General features: G+C 57.7%; 20 protein-coding genes and 1 pseudogene. 5 read left to right on the top strand and 16 right to left on the bottom strand.

The window, feature by feature from the left end; translation table 11 throughout:
* Positions 1-199: 199 nt before the first annotated feature.
* Positions 200-1,423, top strand: a complete 1,224-nt coding sequence (locus JUE67_RS03815) for an MFS transporter (protein ID WP_203626316.1) — start codon at positions 200-202, stop codon at positions 1,421-1,423.
* 79 nt (positions 1,424-1,502) lie between these two features.
* Positions 1,503-1,889, top strand: a complete 387-nt coding sequence (locus tag JUE67_RS03810) for a hypothetical protein (protein ID WP_203626230.1) — start codon at positions 1,503-1,505, stop codon at positions 1,887-1,889.
* A 674-nt stretch (positions 1,890-2,563) separates the two neighbouring features.
* On the opposite strand, the gene JUE67_RS03805 is transcribed toward JUE67_RS03810, so the two are convergent.
* From JUE67_RS03805 to JUE67_RS03770, 8 genes and pseudogenes are all read right to left on the bottom strand, one after another.
* Positions 2,564-2,833 (bottom strand): hypothetical protein, encoded by a 270-nt coding sequence (locus JUE67_RS03805; protein ID WP_203626231.1) that lies wholly within the window; start codon positions 2,831-2,833, stop codon positions 2,564-2,566.
* A 4-nt stretch (positions 2,834-2,837) separates the two neighbouring features.
* Positions 2,838-3,431 (bottom strand): YdeI/OmpD-associated family protein, encoded by a 594-nt coding sequence (locus tag JUE67_RS03800; RefSeq protein ID WP_203626232.1) that lies wholly within the window; start codon positions 3,429-3,431, stop codon positions 2,838-2,840.
* A gap of 82 nt (positions 3,432-3,513) precedes the next feature.
* Positions 3,514-4,992 carry an MFS transporter gene (locus JUE67_RS03795; protein WP_203626233.1) on the bottom strand — a complete coding sequence of 493 codons (1,479 nt, stop codon included), beginning with the start codon at positions 4,990-4,992 and terminating at the stop codon, positions 3,514-3,516.
* On the bottom strand, positions 4,985-5,614 hold the full coding sequence (locus tag JUE67_RS03790) for a class I SAM-dependent methyltransferase (protein WP_203626234.1): 630 nt from the start codon (positions 5,612-5,614) through the stop codon (positions 4,985-4,987). The genes JUE67_RS03795 and JUE67_RS03790 overlap by 8 nt, the downstream gene beginning before the upstream one ends.
* A 256-nt stretch (positions 5,615-5,870) precedes the next feature.
* The gene (locus JUE67_RS03785) at positions 5,871-6,527 is read right to left on the bottom strand and encodes an endonuclease/exonuclease/phosphatase family protein (RefSeq protein WP_203636985.1); all 657 of its coding nucleotides are present in this window, start codon (positions 6,525-6,527) and stop codon (positions 5,871-5,873) included.
* A 162-nt stretch (positions 6,528-6,689) separates the two neighbouring features.
* Complete coding sequence (locus JUE67_RS03780; RefSeq protein WP_203626236.1) at positions 6,690-7,403, bottom strand: glycosyltransferase family 2 protein; 714 nt, start codon at positions 7,401-7,403, stop codon at positions 6,690-6,692.
* Positions 7,404-7,520: 117 nt separating this feature from the next.
* A pseudogene (locus tag JUE67_RS03775) lies at positions 7,521-8,172 on the bottom strand (DNA alkylation repair protein).
* A gap of 1 nt (position 8,173) precedes the next feature.
* The gene (locus JUE67_RS03770) at positions 8,174-8,536 is read right to left on the bottom strand and encodes a DUF1304 domain-containing protein (RefSeq protein WP_203626238.1); all 363 of its coding nucleotides are present in this window, start codon (positions 8,534-8,536) and stop codon (positions 8,174-8,176) included.
* A gap of 167 nt (positions 8,537-8,703) precedes the next feature.
* On the opposite strand from JUE67_RS03770, the gene JUE67_RS03765 reads away from it, so the two are divergent.
* The gene (locus tag JUE67_RS03765) at positions 8,704-9,516 is read left to right on the top strand and encodes a putative ABC transporter permease (RefSeq protein WP_203626239.1); all 813 of its coding nucleotides are present in this window, start codon (positions 8,704-8,706) and stop codon (positions 9,514-9,516) included.
* A 625-nt stretch (positions 9,517-10,141) separates the two neighbouring features.
* Here JUE67_RS03765 and JUE67_RS03760 read toward each other — a convergent pair.
* The 6 genes from JUE67_RS03760 to JUE67_RS03735 form a co-directional block, all read right to left on the bottom strand.
* Positions 10,142-10,849, bottom strand: a complete 708-nt coding sequence (locus tag JUE67_RS03760) for a MarR family winged helix-turn-helix transcriptional regulator (RefSeq protein WP_203626240.1) — start codon at positions 10,847-10,849, stop codon at positions 10,142-10,144.
* Positions 10,850-10,997: 148 nt separating this feature from the next.
* A complete protein-coding gene (gene pepI / locus JUE67_RS03755; protein ID WP_203626241.1) occupies positions 10,998-11,876 on the bottom strand; it encodes a proline iminopeptidase in 879 nt (292 codons plus the stop codon).
* Between the two features lie 180 nt (positions 11,877-12,056).
* Positions 12,057-13,643 carry a hypothetical protein gene (locus JUE67_RS03750; protein ID WP_203626242.1) on the bottom strand — a complete coding sequence of 529 codons (1,587 nt, stop codon included), beginning with the start codon at positions 13,641-13,643 and terminating at the stop codon, positions 12,057-12,059.
* Positions 13,633-15,615, bottom strand: a complete 1,983-nt coding sequence (locus JUE67_RS03745; protein ID WP_203636984.1) for an elongation factor G — start codon at positions 15,613-15,615, stop codon at positions 13,633-13,635. The genes JUE67_RS03750 and JUE67_RS03745 overlap by 11 nt, the downstream gene beginning before the upstream one ends.
* 223 nt (positions 15,616-15,838) lie before the next feature.
* A complete protein-coding gene (locus tag JUE67_RS03740; RefSeq protein WP_203626244.1) occupies positions 15,839-16,159 on the bottom strand; it encodes a hypothetical protein in 321 nt (106 codons plus the stop codon).
* Positions 16,160-16,278: 119 nt separating this feature from the next.
* A complete protein-coding gene (locus tag JUE67_RS03735; RefSeq protein WP_203626245.1) occupies positions 16,279-16,611 on the bottom strand; it encodes a hypothetical protein in 333 nt (110 codons plus the stop codon).
* Positions 16,612-16,739: 128 nt separating this feature from the next.
* On the opposite strand from JUE67_RS03735, the gene JUE67_RS03730 reads away from it, so the two are divergent.
* Positions 16,740-17,483: a TerC family protein gene (locus JUE67_RS03730; protein WP_203626246.1), complete on the top strand. Its 744-nt coding sequence runs from the start codon at positions 16,740-16,742 to the stop codon at positions 17,481-17,483.
* Between the two features lie 12 nt (positions 17,484-17,495).
* Positions 17,496-18,353: an AAA family ATPase gene (locus JUE67_RS03725; protein WP_203636983.1), complete on the top strand. Its 858-nt coding sequence runs from the start codon at positions 17,496-17,498 to the stop codon at positions 18,351-18,353.
* 71 nt (positions 18,354-18,424) lie between these two features.
* Here the strand turns inward: JUE67_RS03725 and JUE67_RS03720 are convergent, their stop codons facing one another.
* Positions 18,425-19,360, bottom strand: a complete 936-nt coding sequence (locus tag JUE67_RS03720; RefSeq protein WP_203626248.1) for an ADP-ribosylglycohydrolase family protein — start codon at positions 19,358-19,360, stop codon at positions 18,425-18,427.
* A gap of 10 nt (positions 19,361-19,370) precedes the next feature.
* Complete coding sequence (locus JUE67_RS03715) at positions 19,371-20,339, bottom strand: alpha/beta hydrolase (protein WP_203636982.1); 969 nt, start codon at positions 20,337-20,339, stop codon at positions 19,371-19,373.
* Positions 20,340-20,754 lie beyond the last annotated feature (415 nt).

Here is a 20,754-nt window from a genome sequence, read left to right as displayed (position 1 = left end):
ATGTGTGCCGTCCCCGCCTACCCGTATTGTACCAAGACCACCAGACAAAAGGGTGCGTTACGCCTCGCCGCACCATCGAATGCCCCACGAGCGATTTCGTGATCAACACCCGTCTTTATATTGACACAGTGTAATTAAAGACTATTGTAGAAGTTATCTTACCGTAAAGGATGCGGCCGCATTGAACGTCTTAGGCACCATGTTTTCCTCGCTTCGCGAAAAGAATTTCCGGTATTTCTGGATCGGCCAGTGTATCTCCGTCATGGGCACCTGGATCCAGCGCACCGCCCAGACCTGGCTCGTGTACCAAATGACCAAGTCGGCGTTTCTGGTGGGGTTGCTCTCCGCCTGCCAGTTTTTACCGATTCTCGGCCTGACGCTGGTCGCAGGCTCATTGATCGACCGCCATCCCAAGCGGCGCATTTTGATGATCACGCAGGCCGGCTTTCTCGTGCTCGGTGTCATCATGACGGTGATCGTGATGACTGGCGTGGTCCAGTATTGGATGGTACTCGCCATCGCTCTCGGTTACGGCGTCCTGCAGAGTTTTGACACGCCGACGCGCCAGTCGTTCGTTGTCGAACTCGTCGGCCGCAAAAATCTGATGAACGGCATTTCACTGAACTCCACGATCTTCAACCTCGCCAAGATCGCCGGGCCATCACTGGCCGGCCTCTTGATGGTCAAATTCTCGGTCGGCATCTGTTTTCTCGTTGATGCGATCTCCTACTTAGCCGTTCTCGGCGGCCTGTTTTTGATCAAGCAGACCAAGGTCGTCGCCACCCCGTCGAAGAAACGGTTGTGGGCCGATGTCAAAGATGGCCTTAAATATGTTTGGTCGCATGCCGGCATCCGCATGAGTGCGGAATTGATGCTGATCGTGTCGACGCTCAACTTCAACAATAATGTCATCATCCCGATCTACGCGAACCAAGTGCTGGGCGGCGGCGCGGACATTTATGCCAACCTGCTCTCGGCCACCGGGATCGGCTCACTTGCCGCAGCGTTTTTGATGAGCTGCCTGTCGCGGTTTGGCCTGCAGCGCAACATTTATCTGTGGGTCGCAGTCGGCACCGCGGGCTTGCAGGCGGCCATGTTCTTCGTCCGCTCGTATCCGCTCGCCATGGTGATGATGGTTCTGATCGGTTTTTGCAACATGATCTTCCTCAACCAGTCCAACGCCTCGTTCCAGTTCGACATTCCAAACGAATTGCGTGGCCGCATCATGAGTGTGTACGTGCTGCTCAACCAAGGCACCACCCCGGTCGGCTCGATCTATGTCGGCTCCGTGATGGACGCATTGACCGGGCTGTGGGGCTTTCCGTCCTGCGGGATCCTCGCGCTCGTGCTTCTCGTCCCTGTTTTGCTAGCCAACCGCCAACTCGTCGAGCGCTGGCTCCATCCTAACTTAAAGGAAAGCTGACCCCACGCCGCGCGAGTCAGATTCGTTGCGTGGTTGCACGCCCCGCGCCTATAATGCAGGCGATAAGGAGGCGAGCGCCATGGATCTGGGATCTTATGACTATGTCCAGCGCGTCTATAATCGCAATATGGCTTTGCCTGATCACCGTTTGCCAAAAACAGCCGCAGATGGCGACCAACGTTTGCTCAATGATGGGACGTTGACGCTGACCCTGCACATCCGCGGCGGCCAGGTAACGGCGATCACCATTCACACAACTTCGCCGACCAGCCGCGTGTATATGCAAGTCTTCGAAGGCTTCGAATTTGGCTTTGAGGCGGTCGGCATCTGGCTGGAAACCTACCACACCGCCCTTCAGAAGGGACAAGCCGGTGGCATCGTCAAAGGCATCGAGGCGCGCTACACCTACGCCGAAGCGACCGGTCTCACCGTGACCCTGCGGCGCGTGGCAGATGTGGATCAATAAGATAATGGGAAGATTCCCGCATACAAAAACTGGGCGCAGCGGTTGCGCCCAGTTTTTATGTCTGCCCGGCGCCTTCGCGTCGGGCCTATTACCGAAAAAGGTTCTGACGGCACAGCAAACAGGCCGAAGTCTCCTCCGACCTGCCAAATTTTAGGTTGGATCCCTTTCCCTCTTCATTTTCGAGATTCCTCCCGTTGGTGTTAGGGAACTTATTCAGTTAGAAATTGGGTGGTACATTTTTCCGGTACTCCCCAGTACCGGGTCCGTTTAAGCCCTTTGGGTCACCCAACATGTAACAGGTGACCGTCATTGCGTCGCTCGGGGTAGGTCGCGGGTTGGATCCCGCCGGACTGACCGACGCTGGGAGAGAACTCGTGGCCAGCTCCTCCACGCCTCTCAGTGTCGCGATTATAATAACTCCAGTAATCGGATACGTCAACATCTAAAATTGTAAATTGTTTGTATCGGTTTCGCCTGCATTTGTGAATTTCTTGGCTGTCGTCAATTCGGAAAAGTGTCCGATGTAATCGTCGCTTTCGCTTGGTCAAGCAACGGAATCACAATCTTTTAGCCAGTGAGATCACGCCGAATAATCACGGCTCAAAGCTTCCAATTAAAGAACGAAAAGCACGCCAGCCACAAGACTTTTTCGTTTGTGTCCCTGCTCACAACACTCACTTGGCTTCGGCCGCGATGATCTGATAATCCAAGGCCGAGATCGGGGCTAAATAATCGAGCAGCTGACTCGAAAGGCTGACTTCCGTGGTCAGGCCCGTCGCTTTTGCAAAAAGCAGATACGCGTCATCCACCAACGCATCCCCTTGCGCATTCACCGCCGCCGTGGTCGTGATGTACAGCCCGGTGCCAGGCGTCAATGTGACTGGCCGGCCATCATCATCTTTTGTATCGATCGTCTGAATCACCCGGTAATAACTTGTCTTCATTTGCTTACCTCTTTCGCGGCTGCCACGGCATCTTCATGTAGACATTGCCGGCCGCCAGTTCCGTCAATAGTTGCGCCAGCCGAGCCTGCTGGGTCGCGGGCCGTTTTGCCTGGCCGAGCCACCGCAGATAATCGTTTTGTTGATACGGCGGGCGCGCATCATAAGCCTCTTGCAAGCCATGCGCCGCCAGTGCCGCCGCGACCGCATCCGGCATGGTCTCCCGCTGGCGGGCAACTGGCGCGGCCGCCGTCGCCCGCTCATCAGTCATATGGGCGGCGCGCCATTGGGCCATCTTCCGCACCAATTTTGCCGGTAACGGCTGGTCATACGGAAACTGAATCGCGCCCTTGCTCGTGTGAAAGGCCTGGAGTTCCTCGGAAAATTCGGTGATGGTCGCCGGCGTCGGGTAAAAGCCGACATGCTGGCGATTCGCGGCAAAATAGACAGCCGCCTTCCCCTGCAGATAAAAAGCCGGCATGCCATACGCGAGCCGCTCGTCCGCTTGCGGCAGGGCCTCACGCAAGAGCGTCGCCCATTCCTGAAGGCGTGGCTGCACGGATTCGGGTTGGTTGAAAATATAATCATCGATCACGGTCATTGTGTCATCCTTCTTTCTTGGGTCATTCCGCCCGGTTCCGGCAGTGCAAGGCAGTAACGCCCCTCTTCCGGGAGCCCGTCAGCTACCCCGCGGTTCGCGCCGCCACTCGCGCGCGGCGCTGGGACCAAATATGCAGCACCCAGGCCGCGAGCATCAGCGCCAGCGACACCGCCATGATGTTGTGTAGCCCGCCATGCAAGATCGTCCGCATTTCGGGCAGCAAACGTTGCGGCAGACTGCCGACGGTGCTGGCGTCGCTGAGCTTGTTGAGCATGCCCATTGTGATGTGGCCGGCTGATGCGGCGACCCCGGCGGCCAGCGCGTGGTTCATTACGATGCCCGAAATGGCCGCGATGAACGTCTGGCTCAGCATTCGAATCAAAAACGAGAACGACGTGGCGACTGGGACATCCGCGGCTGCGGCATCGGTCTGTACCTTGACCTGCAGTTCGGTGAAGCAGGCCCCGTTGCCAAAGCCCTCAAACACGCCAGCCACCAGCAAGATCCAGTATGGGGCGTGGACCCCAGCGATGACCAGCGGGACGAACGCGATGGTCAGGGTCAAAATGCCGATCGTGATCACCCGATATGGCGTCAGTCGCCGACGCATCGGGGCGACCGACGCCGACCCGAAGAAATTCGCAAATGAGCTGGGAATCTGCGTCGCGCCCCCGATCAGCGCCGACGTTCCCAGCAAGCCCTGCGCCCACATTGGACTGTATGTGATAAAGCTCATGAACGCCGCCCAGATCAGCGCGAATAAGGCAAAATCGATGACCAGCGCCCGATTTTTGAAAAGCCGGCCCGGAATGATCGGATCCACCGCCCGTTTTTCCGCAAAAAGCAACCAGCCAAATCCAGCGGCTGCGATCGCCAGCAACAACACGATCATGCCCAGGGTGCCGGTGCCGATCAGCTCGATGCCCGCCAGCAGGGACACCAGCCCGATCACCATCGCAATGGCCCCGGACCGATCCAGTGGGGACCGCTGCTGACGATTTTTCGCCACCTGATAAAACGATTGGACGACCAACGCCGACAACAGCCCGATCGGCACGTTCAGATAAAAGACCCAGTGCCAGGAAAACGTATCGACGATGTACCCACCGACCAGCGGCCCGATGATCGTCGCCATGCTGTAGGACCCGGAGACTAGCCCCAGCACCTGCATCCGTTTGCGCGGATCACGATACAGATCGGCGTAAATGATATACGGTAGGGACACCATACCGCCGTTGCCCAGCCCGGACAGCGCCCGCGCCGCGATCAAAAACGCCATGTTCGGCGCCAGTCCCTGAAGCAGCGACCCAAGCACAAACAATAAGGCCGCCAGTTCATAAGCAAATTTATTGGAGGTGCGCTGGCCCAACTTGCTCCAAAGGACCGTCGACACGGCGGTCCCCAGCAAAAACGACGCGACGATCCACGCCATGTACTGCAGGCCGTGCAAGTCGGCGATGATCGCCGGCAGCGCGGTGTTCACAATGGTACTGTCGAGCCCACTCATGGCGTTTGACAGCAATAAGGCAACGGTGACGATCATGATGGCACGTTTACTCACGAGAAGACTTCTTTCCTTGTTTCCGGGCTAATTTTTTCGACAGGCCGTGCTTATTGGCGGCCGTTGCGGCTTTGCGGCGCGCGGCCTCCCCTTGCCGTTTTTCCGCGATGAAGACAAAATAGCCATCGCGCTCGACCACGCGGAGCCCGCCGAAGACCGCGCGAATCTTATTTTCGTACCACAGGCGGCGCTTGGTCACCATGTACAGCGTGCCGCCAACCGCGAGCTGCCGGTACGCGCCTTCGATGAACCCCTTGGCCACGGAAAAATCGGTGTGGTACGGCGGATTGGACAGCACGACATCAAACACCTCACCGCCCAGCGCCGAAAAGCCATCGCTCTTGAGGATTCGCGGCGCAACGCCATTGCGGGCGGCATTGGCCGTCGCGACCGCCACCGCATCCTCCTGCACATCCACCATCGTCACCTGAGCGGCCGGCAGCGTTTTGGCAAAATAAATCCCGACAAAGCCCGCGCCGCAGCCTAAATCGAGGATGCGACTGCCGTCCTGCACTGGCGCCAGATCCAGCATGGCCTGAGTGCCACGATCCAGGGCGGTCGGGGAAAAAACAGTGGGCAGGGTCTCAAAATTTAGGGTGGTCTGATGATAGGTGAATTGCATGACGTAACCTCCAGTTGTGACGATCTCTTTCAGTCTACGCGTTGGGGGCGGCCAGCGAAATGTTTTTTCGGGGAAAAAGGGGGACGGCCTGAGCCACCATCCCGCGGGCCTGCACACCCTGAATCAAAAAAAGAGGCCGCGACAGCAATAGCTCGCCGTCACGGCCCTAAAATCTTATTTCAATAAAATCCTACATCTGCCGCCAACATCAAATGATCCGACAAGATCGGCGTCACGGTGCGAACATTGGAAATCGTCAAATGCGGCTCGTGAAGATATTGTCGATGGCAAATTGCTGCATCGTCGCATCGCGCCACATGTACGTGTCCAGCCACCTGCCGTCCTGCCCATTGGCCATGTTCAGCTGGTCGGCCAGGACCTGCCATTCCTCGTGGCGCTGATCCATGTTGAAATCGCCAAACACGATCTGCTCCTTGAGTGGGTCGGCGCCCAGTGCGTCCAGAAGCTGCGCCGCTTCATTGATCCGCAGCGCCGAATCTTCAAAGGCAAAGTGGGTGTTGTAGACGGCAATGTCGTGCCCCGCCACGTGATAGACGCCGCGCTGAAACACCCGCGGTTCCTCGCCGTGGCTGGCAAAATGCGTGGCGTCGCAGTCTGCCAGCGGACGGTCGGCGAAAGTCGCAATGCCATATGACCCGCCCATCAGCGGCATCGCCTCGGCAAATGAATTCGTGTATTGCGTGCCGCCGATCACGGCCGGCATGTCGAACGGGTTGCGCGCAGTGAACCGGTCGATCTCCTGCACCCCGATGACCGCCAAGTGTTCCTGGCTGAAAAGTCGCTGGAGGGCCTCCAAGTCGGGATGCTGCCCACCTGCGATGTTGAACGTTGCCACATGAAGTTCCACGTTGATGACCTGCCTTTGTTGTTTTGCAACCGTTGTCATCCTCATCCTACGCCGAAAATGCCGGCCGGATCAGGGAAAAACGATGGCGTCCGCAAAACTTGGAATGGGCCGTCATGTCAAGTTGGCAGGGCAAGTCCCCAAACGCACGAGGCAAGGCAACCGGCTTTTATCAACCCCTCCAAAAACCAGCCCCGCGGCGGCCTCCTGTCACTTCAAATGCGCCCCCAGCGCCCGCATTTTCGCAAACACTTCATCTTCTCCGCGCCGATCCGCCCAGCTGGCCGTGTGAATCGTGCTTCCGGGGCGATTGCGCTTGGTGTACAGCGCCGCGGGCTGATACGCATAGCGGCCCGGCGTTGCCGCGACAAACTCGGCGGTAAACAGATAGTCCTCCGCCAACGTCAAAGACTCATCAAAGCGCAAATTGGCCGCCTCGATCGCACTCCGCCGAAACGCCTTGTTCCAGACGTACCCGCCGACCTCTGTGCCATGATGGCTGACCTGCTCAAACATTGCGCGCTGATCGAGCATCATCGCCCGGTTTCCAGCCCCACGCCGCGAATACCAGTTGTAGCCAACGCTCGAAGCCACCACATCCGGCGCCGAAAATCCGCTAGTCAGCACCTCGACAAAGTTCGGGGCGATCAGGTCATCGCCATCCAAAAAGGCCACGGCTTCGCCCGTCGCCCGGTCCAGTCCATAATTTCGCGCCGCCGACACGCCGCGGTGGCTGGGAAAAACGGCAGCGTGAAACTGCGGCACCCCGCGCACAAAGTCCACCACCGTTTTGCCCGTCCCATCCGTCGACCCGTCATCGACCAACCACAACTCAAAATCCTGCGTCTGGTGGGTCAGATCATCCAACATCCCCCGCAAATAGCTGCCCAGCTGAAACGTCGGGATCACGATCGTCAATTGCATCGCGGCCGCCTCCTCTTTCTGTGATGGGCAAATTATCGGCGGGGCCGGCGCATTCGTCAATCAAAGTGACTCGCGGGGCGGCGCGACACGGTTGTTCCTGAGCGCCGATGCCTCCAATCAAAGATATTTACTGCCCTCGCGCACCGCCAGCGGCATCAGCTCATGGTCCCCCCATGAACGCGCGCACCCAGGCGGCGTCCGTCTTGCTGTACTGCCGCAGCGCCCACCCAATCGCTTTTTGGATGAAAAACTCCGGGGTGGTCCGGTCCGCCAAGATCGCACGCGCCAACATCGCGGTGTCCGTTTGCTGTTTTTCCATCAGTTGGAGCGTGATGCCGACGCGGCGAAGCCAAAAATCATCCTGGCCGAAAAACCAGTCGAACATCGCCGCCTTGTCCGCGGGATGTCGCGCGATGTAGCGACCAAACACCATCCGCCAGGCGTCAACGCTGTCCCACCAGGCCTTTACCGAAACAAAATCGGCCAGCCAGCGCATGTCCGTCAGCGTCCACTGCTGCACGCGGGCGCTGGCCAGGTCGATCGCCGCATACTGATATTCCCGCTCAGGCCGAGCATACAGCTCTGCGACAGCGGCCCGCAACGCCTCGGTCGACCAGGTCCGGCTGGCGGCAAGCAGCGGTCGCAGTTGCCGCTTCCGTTCAGGTGTTTTGACCCCGAGAAACGGAAACCGATCCTTCATGTAATGGGCCATGGGCGCCGCATTAGTGGGGTCGCCTTGCAGGAAAAAGCGCTCGCTCTCCGCCGCCATCTTAAAGCACCACCAAGATCAGCGTCACGACGCCCGGCAGCGCCTGAAGCAGAAAGATCTTCTTCGTCACCGTCGCCCCGCCGTACAGCCCGACCAAGGCCACGAAGCCGGCCAGCAGCGCCGCCGTCACGACTTGCGCCTGGCCATGCAGCAGGACCAGCGTCAATAACAGGACGAGGCCCAACGCGAAATTATAAATGCCCTGATTTTTCAGCGCGACTTGCGCGTTGGGTTCTTGGACAAACGACAGTGGCATCCCAAAGGCGCCTGCTTGCACGTCCGGTTTTGCCAGCATTTCCAGCCCGGCAATACCCAAATGTTCGATGCCCAATAAGCCAACCAAGATCAATGCAACGAGCGACATGTTTTTCCTCCTCTGGCAAAAGCCACCGTCAAATAACGTTTCCGCCAAGCGACCAAACGCGGCGATTCCGCCTGCCAGCCGCGGCGCTTCTCGTGCAAATAATAACGCATGCTAGCCAGCAGGCCAAGTCCTGTGCTAAAGTCAAAGCAACGAATGGAGGCGTTATAATGAATCAGATCGCGGTTGAGCAGGCGTTTACGAATTGGGTCCTTTACTTTTTTGCCTATGCCTTTGTCGGCTGGCTGTGGGAAAGCGGCTATGTCAGCGTGAAAAAGCACCAGTGGGTCAATTCCGGCTTTCTCACCGGCCCGGTCATCCCCGTTTACGGCTTTGCCATGACCGCCGTACTTGCGGCAATCGCGCCTTTTCAAAATAATCTGGTGGTCCTCTATCTCCTGTCCGCGCTGGTGGTCACGGTGATCGAATACATCACGAGCTGGCTGATGGAAAAACTCTTCCACGCCCGCTGGTGGGATTACAGCAACGTGCCCCTGAACCTGAACGGCCGCGTCGCCCTGCCGATCTCCGCCTTTTGGGGCCTCGGCGTCGTCGCGATCGTGAAATTCGTCCATCCGCTGGTCGCCAGCGTCGTCACCCGCCTGGACACCGCTTACGGCATTTTCGCCGCAATCGTATTCATCGCCTTAATGATGTTCGACCTCGGCTTCACCTTGGCCAACATGTTGTCCTTCGGCGCGGCGACCAAGCGCATCGGCGAGTCGATCGACGCGAAGAAAACAGAGCTGCGCACCCGGGCGACCGAGGCAGCCGACAAGCTCGCGGCGGATCGAGGCTGGCTGGAAGACTACCGCAAACACGGTGATACGGAAAATAAATTGCCGCAACTCAACGCAGTCCAGCGCCGTTTGTTGAAGAGTTTCCCATATCTGCAACTCAACGACAGCAAAGCCTCAGCCAATGAGATCTCAGCCTTGGCCGATGTCATGAAACGCCGGCGAAAAGAAGCAAAGACAAAGTAAGGGTGTGCAGGCCCGCGGGATGGCGGGGCAGCTAACTTGGCTCGGGTGCTTGAGGCGCACTTCGCCTCGAGTGCACGAGACAGTTAGATGTCCCCGCCATGCGGACCGGAACCCAACTACAGGGTGTGCAGGCCCGCGGGATGGTCGAGTAGCTAGTTTGGCTTGGGTGCTTGATGGCGTTCTTGGCCATCGAGTGCACAAGACAACTAGATACCTCGACCATGCGGACCGGAACCCAACTACAGGGTGTGCAGGCCCGCGGGATGGTGGGCCCAAAACCTGACTATATGTAAGGCCCGCCACATCGCGGGCCTTTTTCTGTGGCAAAAAAACAGCCCCCACCATTTCTGGTAGCGGCTGCAAGGAAACAGTTTAAGAAGCTCGCGAACTTTTTTCCTTATAATGGGTGGCTTCGGACGGCGTTCATAAACTGTTATAGCGGTGGCAGGCGATGAACCTGCATTCCCACGGACATCGCTCATTCCTTATTACAAGAATGAGTATAGCATGGAAGCGGTTTCTTTTCAAGCAGAAACCCTCCGCGAAAATGCGAAATCGTCTCGAGGCACATCACCTGCGCGGACCGCATCCGTTCCAGTCAGTCGGACGCCTTGTTTCGGCTCATTTAGGCGCGCGGCTTGTCGTCAGAATCATCCTGCCCGCGGCCACCAAAGTCTTGCGGACCGCGGCCCTGTTGCCAAGCGCCGGGGCCAAAGCCCTGTCCGCCGCGCCCATGCCACGAGCCTTGCGCCGGCCGGCCGTTCCAGGTGCCTTGGCCCGGACGCCCGCCGTTCCATGGGCCGGGGCGTCCACCATTCCACGGACCCCGCCCGCCAAAGCCGCGGGAGCCAAATGGTGGCTCCCAGCCAGTGGCCTCGTTGACGGTGTCCTGGTCATCCAGATTCTTGAGCAGTTTTGCCATCAGCGCAGACAGCTCGGTCTGTTCTTCCTCGGTCAAGGCGGCAAAGACTTTGGTGGCCTCTGTCTCGTGACTATTTTCCGCGTCAGCGATCACGTTCTTGCCCTTTTCCGTCAGGCTGATCAACATCACCCGACCGTCTTGGGCGGACGCGTGGCGCTCGACCAATTCCGCCTCTTCCAGCCGGCTGACCAGCGCAGACACGGAGCTTGGCTTGATGTCCAGCGCCTCGCTGATCTCGGCATTGGTCCATTCGGGCTTGTCCTTCATCAGCCGAAGCAAGCGCTGCGGACCGCGCATATTTTCCCGCCAATCGCCTTGGCGTCGGCGGCTTTGCATCAACAGGTACATCAACTGACCGTGATCAAACAACTGACTGAATTGCTTCAGTAACGTCTCTTCTTTTTCACTCATCATCGTTCACCTCGCGTGTTGTTAGTTAGTCTTCACTCTTCCTAACTACAATGAACAGAACAATCACTTAGTTAGTCTTTGTCAACACACACTAACTAAATAATATAAAAAGGCCCGTCTGCCTTTTCCGCAGGCGGGTCCACTCAGTTTAGTCGTTTGCGTTCAGCCATTGATCCAGCACCGAGATGAACTCGTCGTGCTGGTCCAGCAGTGCAAGGTGGCGGGAATTCGCGAAGAGATGCCACTTGGCGCCGGGAATGTGATCATAGACCGTCTTTGCGATCAGCGGCGTGCACAGATCGTCTGTCCCGTTGGTCACCAGCACCGGCACGTGGATCTTGTGCAGGTCATCGGTCACTTCAAAATCGGAGATCGTCCCATTTTCCGTGAACTCATTTGGGCCCTCGGCGATCAGGCTGGCGCGCTTGCCGTTTGTCGGGCGGCGCAGCGGCTCCGGCGAATCAGGCGTCGGGTCATCCCAGCAATAGCGCTCCATGTAGCGGTCGTTGGCCGCCAAGTACTTTGGCCCGGAAAAATCACCTGTGCGTTCAGCTTCTGCAATCGCCTCGCGGTCTTCATAAGAGAGGTATTGAATCAGGCGATGCTGTTCCGCGATCCAGAGCTTGATGGACGACGGCGAGCCATCGATCATCACAGACTTGATGCCCTTTGGATCCAGCGTGGTGAGGTAATACATTTCAAGCATCCCGCCCCAGCTTTGACCGAGCATGTGAACCTCGTCCAGATGCAGATACTCGCGCAGCGCAACCAGCTCTGCGCGCCAGGTCTCGCGAACGTAAACGGACTCATCTTCGGGCAGGCTGGACTTCCCGCAGCCGACTTGGTCATACATGATCAGCTGGCGGCCGGTCTCGGCGTAATCGTCGAGTAGCTCAAAATAGTTGTGCGACGACCCAGGCCCACCGTGAATCAGCAAAAGTGGTGCCTTGCCTGGGGTGCGCTCACCGACGATTCGATAATATGTTTTGTAACCGCGAAATGGCATATAGCCTTCTTCAATTTTCATAGTCTGGCCCTCTTCATTCTAATTACCGCCATCATACGCTTTTGCGTGCAAGCCCTCAAATTGGCCAGAGTGGGCGGACGGCGGACGGTGATCGCCGATCCGCTAAGCGCCGGCCACCACGTTTCGCCTCCTTCTCTCAAAAAAACGGCGCCGCCCTAGGGCCACGCCGCCGCATACCAACTACTTCTTCTTTTTCTTCTTCGCATCCGCAAAGGAGATCACTTTGCCCGGCTTGGTGGCCGGTGCCGCGAATTCCTTACCACTAAAGCCGTCACGTAAGGCCCCAGTCAGCGCCGCGCCAGTCGTCTGACTCAAGACGCCGCGCGCCGTCAAAAACGCCAACATCGCGGAGATAACAGTCAAAATATCCTGTGCCCCTTCAGATGGATCCAGCTGACCCATAAGCCGACCCATCTGATAGATCGGATCTGCCGTCCATTCTTTTGGCTGCAGCAAAAAGTTGGCATATTGCATATCCATCATGTTCACGACAGTCCCGATGACATCCCCGCCGAGCCAGCCATTTGGCAACGTGTACTGACTGCCCGCCATCCACAACCGAATGCCTGTTTCGATTGCAAACCGATGCACCTCAGTCGCCGTTTTTTTCTGCCACTTCCGGCCGGCCAGCACTGGGGTATGCGGCGTGGTCAAATACGTGTGCTTGGTGTCCGGGTCCGCCTGATCAAGAAGGTGATCGCGCTGCGCCGGATCATCCAGTGATGCCAACAATGCGGCGTCACCACCGTCATCATCCGCATCCGATTCCTGATCAACCGGCATCGATTCCAGCAGCTCATTTAATTCCCCACTCTTGATCATTTCCTGTAGCGCCATTCTGATCGCACCTTCATCAGAAATGTCGACCCCCTTGGCCGCCAGGCGCTGCATCACGGCCTGATTGACCGCATCATTGTCGGCCGGCGTCTCGGGCCCCGCCTCCGTCGCATCAAACAGCGCCGAAGAGGCTTCCTCAAGATACCGCAGATAATCCGTTGCGCGCTTGGCCGGCAACAAGTTCTTCTGCTTCAGGAATGTGAAAAAGGCCTTGGTGTCCTGCACCGCAAAGACCCATTCCCCGGGGCTCATGTTCAGCGTGCTGCCCAGCCGAATGTAGATCTTTTGCAGCACGGCTTTCGACCAGGACTTCGGGGTTTTGCGGTACTCGTTGTACCCTTCATCCACCATTTCGTGAATCATGTCCTCAAGAAAGTCCTGTTCCAGCTCCGGCCCATTTTTCGGGTGGTTGCGCCACGCGGGACTGATGAAAAACGCGTGGAGCCAGTCGTCCACATAGCCTTGAATATCGTCATACACCGACTCGCGCCATTCTGGCAGTGAGGGATCCTCGTTGATGTCCATATCCCACATCGGATCGTCGTCATCATCATACGCATCATCATCGTCACTAAGGCCGTTCACCCACTCGTATTCATCAAGCACCGGCTGGAGCGTCTTGGGCGTCAGCGGAATTTTGCCTTCATATGCCAAGTGGACCAGCAGGGCCCGCCAGATCGAATAGTGCGTCTCAAAAACTTCCTCTTCGTCTGGTGTCGCATTATCGGACGGCATAATTGCCGCGAGAGCGCCCTTGATCCTATCTGCATTCCATTGCTGCATCGGTTTGTGATACGCCTTTTCCATCACATCGCCAAGCCCCTCCGCAACTTTGCGGATCACTTCAGTCGGAAACGCAATGATCTCCTCAATTTCAGGCGAGTCCATAAACGCATCGAGCAATGGGGTCACTTCATTTTTACTTGTCATCAGAATCTCCTTGCGTCATTGCGGCCAGCGCCGCGTCGTCATAAACATTTGCCAAATGCTGGGTGCGCGGTACGTCATCCCAGTGGACCGGATACCCCGCCCCATGCGCGCAAAAAACAGAGCCGGGCGTATTTTCCAGATCGCCGACCGGGTCGTACCCGCGAGCCGCGATCACCGCTTCTGCATTGTGACACGGCCGGTAGCCATCGACCAACACCTCGAGTTGCCCCTTGCCATGCGTATACGCGCTGACTTCCTGCGCATAATTTTGCATCTCCGACACCGGCGCCACGCCCGTCAGCAGCGCCATCTCCGTGCCAACGTCGACCGGCGGCTCAAAGCGGCCACTCATTCGCTGAATATCCGTCATCGCACGCCCCAGCTGACTTTGAGCCACCTCTAGGGAAAATCGGTACCAGGGTTCGAGCAGCTGACAGGCCCCTTTTTCGCGAAGCGTCATGAGCCCCTGGCGCAAAGCCCGCCAAGTGGCCTCCTTGAAGTCCCCGCCAACCGTGTGCTCCAGATGCGAGCGGCCGGTGACCAGCGTGACGCGCATATCCGTCAGCGGCGCCCCGACTAGCACGCCGAGTTGTTCCTTCGCGCGCAGGCTGGCCAGCACCAGTTGTTGAAAATTCTTCCCGAGCACTTCCAGCGAGACGTCCGCATCAAACTGGAGGCCGCTCCCCCGCGGCGACGGCCGCAGGAGTAAATGGACCTCTGCATAATGCCGCAGCGGCTCGAAATGCCCGACGCCTTCGATCGCCTGGGTCACCGTTTCCTTGTACAAAATACTGCCGGCATCAAAGCCAATGGTCAGGCCGAACCGGTCGCGAAGGATCTGTTGCAGGATCTCCAGCTGCACCGCGCCCATGATCTGCACGCGAAGCTCCTGCAAGTGGCTGGACCAGGTGACATGAAGCTGCGGATCCTCATCGGCCAACGTCTGAAGCGCGGCGAGGCAAGCATGCAGGTCCTCCTGCATGGGGTCGAGCTTGTAGGTCAACACCGGTTGAAGCAACGGCGCCTGGGCATTTGCGGCCACGCCAAGGCCCTGGCCGGCAAAGGTGTCGACCAGCCCGACCGCCGCACAGACCTGCCCCGCTTCAACGACCGGCGCGACGGTATATTTCGCGCCATCATAGATACGCAATTGATTGATCTTTTGGTCGCCGAGCACCAGATCTTTTGGCCGCAGTTGCCCGCCTGTGACCCGCAACCAAGTCAGCCGTTCATTTTTATCGTCATGCGAGATCTTGAACACTTTCGCGCCAAATTCAGGCGTTGATGTCGCCTCTCGCGTCCATTTGGCAAAACCGGCCATCAAGTCATCGACGCCGGTCAGTTTCAGCGCCGCACCGAAATACACCGGGAACACTTTGCGCCGAGCGATCAGGTCCTGCACCTTGTCATCGGGCAACGTGCCGGTCTCAAGATATGTGGCCAGCGCGTTTTCGTCCGTGGTGGCCACATCTTCCAAGGCGGCATCGGCCAACGCGTGGTCCGCATCGAAGGCAATGACGCCATCATCGAGCTGTGTTTTCAGTTGCGCCAAGACCGTGTCGCGGTCCGCGCCCACGGCGTCCATCTTGTTGACGAAAATAAAGACAGGCACCTGGTACCGCGCCAGCAAGCGCCACAATGTGCGGGTGTACCCCTGCACGCCGGCCGGCCCGGACACGACCAGAATCGCCACGTCCAGCACCGGCAGGACTTGTTCTGTCGCACTGGCAAAATCCAAGTGACCCGGAGTGTCCAGCAGCGTCAAGTTCAGGTCATCGTACTGGAGGCTGGCCTGGTGGGAAAAAATGGTGATGCCGCGCTTTTTCTCCAGCGCCTCGGTATCCAAAAAAGCGTCACCGTTATCGACCCGGCCGAGCTGCCGCAACGCGCCGGCGCGGTACAGTAGGGCTTCAGACAGCGTAGTCTTGCCTGCATCAACGTGCGCCACAATGCCTGCCGTGATCTGTTTCATCTGCCGACCTCCTCGCCAAAATCTTCCTATTAAGTGTACCCTTTCGCGCGGCGATAGACAAAATTTCAGAGGGGCCGCATGCCCATATCCCATAATCACCTAGCCGAGTCGATATATGCTCCTGATCGCCCGCTCTTGGCCGATTCCATTCAAACAAAAAGAACCAAGCCAGCTTTGCCTGCAGTTGACCCGGTTCTCCCTCACTATTCAATTTGCGCCTACCCTAGGCGTGGACTTCTTTTTGCTTGCGGATGCGCAGCACAAGCCGGCGAACCAGCATGACTGCCGCAAAAAGGATCAGCCAATCGATCAATAGCATCAGCACATTGGCGCTTGCGCTACCTTGGCCAAGTTGAGTGAATAAGCCGGCCGAAGTCGAGTTTTCCCCATTGTGCACCGTTAGCCAACCCAGTGGCCACCCGAACATTGTGAAATACCCGCCATCTGTGCCGTCCGCTACGCCACCGCTTTTTGCCAAAATGGTGAGCAGCGCGGTCAGGATGCCGGAGAGCGCAATGTAGCCCCAGATCATTTTCTTTTTCATATATTGCCTCCTTGGGTCAGTTTTGCTTGGGTCAGGCCTTCTTGACACCTGACACCTGACACCTGACACCTGACACCTAGTTTGACAGGTAATGAAAGCGATTGCAAGAACCGTCCGCTTTATTTGACGCGTTGTGCCTGGATCCGGTGACACGCGCCCCGAGCCATTGCGCGCAGACCGAGTAAGAGCACGAAGAAAAAGGCCCAGTTCAGCGCCAACATAAACAGATTTGGCAAGGCCGGCTGGGCGAGCCCACGAGACAAGAGCCCGCCAACGATATTGGTGGCGCCGTCTTGTAGAATCAGCCAATGCAGCGGCCAGCCGAACATCGAGACGTAGAGGGCCTCCCCTGAAACGCCGCCTTCGACCATGCCATAGCTGACGCTGACGAGCACCGACCCAACGGCCAGCAGGAGTGCCAGTAGCCCCAGCAGAACGAGTTGTTTTTTCATCGCGCAACACCTCCGTTTTCTTCAGTGTAGCAAGCCGCCTGTCTGCCTCGCCAGTGACGCCCCTGCAAGTCCGGGCAAAATTGGCCGCGTTTTACGCTATAATGGACAGTAACAAACGGAGGAAACAGATGAACACCCTGATCAACTCATATGCGCCATTTTTTAACGCCGCCGATTGGCATGCGGCGGTCATGACCGGCAGCGGCTGGATGACGATCGCCACGCTGGCCATCATGGAGTGCTTGCTGTCGGTGGACAACGCGGTGGTGCTCGCGGCGCAGACCGCTTCGCTGCACGACAAGAAAAAAGAAAATAGCGCGCTGCTGTGGGGCCTGTGGGGCTCCTACATTTTCCGCTTCATCGCCATTGGGCTGGGCAGTTTCCTGATCAAGTTCTGGGTGATCAAGGCGCTGGGGGCGGCTTATCTGTTGTGGATGTCGCTGCATTTCTTCTATGAGCAGCACCAGCCCAAAGAAGTCGACAAGCCCGCGGTCAAGCCGCGCTCGTTTTGGGGCACGGTCGCCGCGATCATTTTCCTGGATTTCGTATTTTCCATCGATTCGATTCTGACCGCGCTGGCCATCGATAATAATCCGGTGATCGTGCTGCTCGGCGGCATGATCGGTATTCTGGCCATGCGGTTCGTGGCCTCGATGATGATCGTCCTGCTGGCGAAAATCCCGGAGCTCCTTGTGATGGCCTATGTGCTCATCGGTTTTATCGCCTTGAAGCTCGGGCTATCGGTGCCGGCGATCGGCATCGAGATCTCCAACACCGTCTTTTCCATTTTCGTTCTCGTCGCGTTTGCCGCCACGTTTGGCATTCACTATTGGCGGAAGCATCAACGCGCCGCGGCGCATGCACGCAAGTAAAGGAGCTTTCTGATGCAATACCTCGAGTCGTTTCGCCTGCCGGATGAAGACGCGGAGTGGCAATTTTTCGTCAGTCAGAAAAGTCGGGCGTTCAGTGACTACTATCCTTTCCAGATTTTTCCAGACAAGCAATTGACCGACCTCTCCTTTGAGCCGGTCACCATTTTGTACGGCGACAATGGCTCGGGCAAATCGACACTGTTGAACATCATTGCGGAAAAACTCGGCTTGGCCCGGGCGGCGCTCTACAACCGCTCCAGTTTTTTCGAAGATTATCTGGCGCGGTGCGACTTCCAGCTGGCCCGCGCCCTGCCAGCAAAATCGGCGATCATCACGTCCGACGAGGTGTTCGATGCGATGTTGCACACCCGCGCGCTGAACCAGGGCATCGACGACGCGCGCGAAGACATGTTCAAGGATTATCTGCAAAACAAGTTCGGCGACTTCCACTACCACGACTTGAGCGATTATGACGAGTTGAAAAAGGTGCTCGAGACGCGGCGCAAGACCCAGTCGCGCTATGTTCGCGATAACCTGGCGAAGAATGCGCGCGAATACTCCAATGGCGAAAGCGCGATGCAGTATTTTCAGGATAAATTGCAGGACGATCAATTATACCTGCTCGACGAACCGGAAAATTCGCTGTCACCGACCCACCAACAGGAACTCGCCAAGTTATTGACCGACAGCGCCCGCTTTTTCGGCGATCAGTTCATCATTGCGACGCATTCGCCGTTCGTGCTCGCGATTCCGCATGCCAAGATCTATGACCTCGACAGTGTGCCGGTCCGCACGAAAAAATGGCAGGCACTGCCGGAAGTCCAGGCCTACGCCGCATTTTTCAGAGAACATCAGGACGAATTCGAGTAACGCAAACACCCCAGTCGACCCGCGGCTGGGGTGTTGTTGTCTCAATGACTGAATTGGCTCAATGCGTTCGCCTAGTTGCCCACCGAGAACCGGGCGGCAAATCGTGCGATCAACACGGCGATGTCGCGCGGCAAGATCAAGTCGTTGCGCCACGCCTTGGGAAATTCCACGTTCGGATGCGCCGCACAGTAAATGGTCGCCGCAATCTGCGCCACCGTATCGGTATCTTCGCCCAGGTCCACCGCGTGCATCACAAGCTGCGGGTAGGTCTCCGGCTGAAAATTCAACCATACCGCCGCTTCCAAGGTGTCGACCACATAACCGGAGGACCGAATGTCGCTTTCCGGCAACAGTGGAAACGAGGGGGTGAAAAGCCACTGGTAATAGCTGAGCTCCTGGGCGGAAAAGCCGACATCCTTGATCGCATCGCGCGCGGCGGTCAGGCTGACGGCCAGGGGCTCTCCTGCCAGCAAGTGCCTCAGTAGCTCCACATAAATGACAGACGCGATCACCGAGCGCTCATGGCCGTGCGTCACGATCGTGGTATCCGTGATCACTTGGCGCCGCACCGTGGAATCGGGTTCGTTGAGCAAACTCACAGCCAGCGGGGCGATGCGCATCAGTGCGCCATTGCCGTTTGCGGCCGGCGAGCGGTCCCCCGCCATGCGCGGTTCGGTGCCTTGGGCGTAGGCAATAATGGCTTTGCGCGTGGCGTTGCCAATATCGAAGCATTCCCCCATTGGCGTATAGGCGCCATCGAGGTAGGTCACCATTTTATCCATCAAATCGTTCAGCGAGCCATTTTCAAGTAAATTGGCCGCCAAGATCAAGGTCAATGACGAGTCATCCGACCAGGATCCGGCCGGTTGGTCATAAGTCCCGTACCCATCCATCCGCCGCTTGGCCATTGCCTGCCGAGGCCGAAATTCATACGGAACGCCATATGCATCGGCGATCATGCCGCCGAGCAGAAGTTGCGTGATGCGAGTGCTGGTGATCGCAGTCATGGTGGTCTCCTTATCGTCTGATCTGACTATAGTTGTGTGTGGCCGCGTCCCGGAAAGACCGTTGCCAGCGCGCAGTGGTCTCTTTACCAAGCGGCTTTTTCGCGCCAAACAAGTCAAGGGCATGGAACCCGCCGCGATATCGGTCGAGGTCTGCGCGAATGCCGGCCGCTCGCAGCCGCCGGACATAGGTCAACGTCTCGGCGTAAAACGGTTCGATGGTGCCAATGAAGGTGTAGGCAGGCGGCAGGCCTTCGAGATTGCTGGCGCGACCCGGTGCGGCGTAGATCGGCACGTCCTTGGTCCCGGCCAGCTCGCCTAGATACAGATTCCAGGCATTTTCGTTGCTGGTGCTATCCCAAACTGGCGCGTCGTTATCGACATTGGTCTCCGTTGGCCGGTCGTCCAACATCGGATACAGCGGCATCTGAAACGCGACATCGACGTTGCCATGGTCGCGATTGTACAACAGCAGAGCCGCCGTCAGCCCACCGCCTGCACTTTCCCCGGCGACGAACAGCTGGCGGGGATTGACGCCCAGGTTGATCGCATTGTCGCGCAGCCAAGTCAAACTGAGGTAAGCATCATCCAGGGCGGCAGGATAAGGCGCCTCCGTGGCCAACCGATAATCCGGCAGCACGACCACCGCATTGGCGACCTGTTGAATCCGGCGCACATAGGCAAAATCCATCTCGGGCAAGCCGATCGCGTAACCGCCGCCATGAAGCCACAGCACGCCGGTTGCCAGCGGCTTCGGGTCTTTTGGCAACACCACCAGCAGCCGCAGCCATGAGCCATCCGGCCGGGCCACTTCGCGGGTCTGAACGTTTAGATCACTTGGAAAATGGCCCTTCATAAACTTTGCCATGAGCCAATTACTGCGGCGAAAAGTCTTCACGGACATCCCCTTGATCATGGTGCGGGCGGTCCGGCCGGCGCTGCGCAGATCCGGGGCGATCTGCTCATTTGTGATATGCGGCATCAGCGTCATCTTCCCTCTATTGATAAGACAAGTATAACGGATATGATGGGGCGGCGACTGCCAGATTTCGTGAATTATTTTGGCGAAATCTATGAGGGCGGAAGAGAGGCCGTGGGCTGAGCGGACCCAGAGGTAGTTGAAGCGGCGCCCCACCATCCCGCGAGCCTCCACACCCTTTCCCAGTTGGGTTCCGCCGAGCAGTTCTGAGTCAGATAGTTGTCCCAGGCGCCCGATGGCAAAATACGCCATCAACCGCCCAGGCCGAACTATCTGCTCAGACCTAATCGCTCGGCTCCACACCCTTTCCAAAAATTGTCGCTTACTGTGGCCGGGTTTGCTATACTTTCCTTGACGAGACGGGTAATAACTATTGTTTTATAATTAAGTATGAATGCCGAGCAAGTCGGTATTTTCC

The sequence above is a fragment of the Lacticaseibacillus mingshuiensis genome, from assembly GCF_016861785.1.
Classification (GTDB): domain Bacteria; phylum Bacillota; class Bacilli; order Lactobacillales; family Lactobacillaceae; genus Lacticaseibacillus; species Lacticaseibacillus mingshuiensis.
This window is presented reverse-complemented; position numbering and strand designations above follow the sequence as displayed.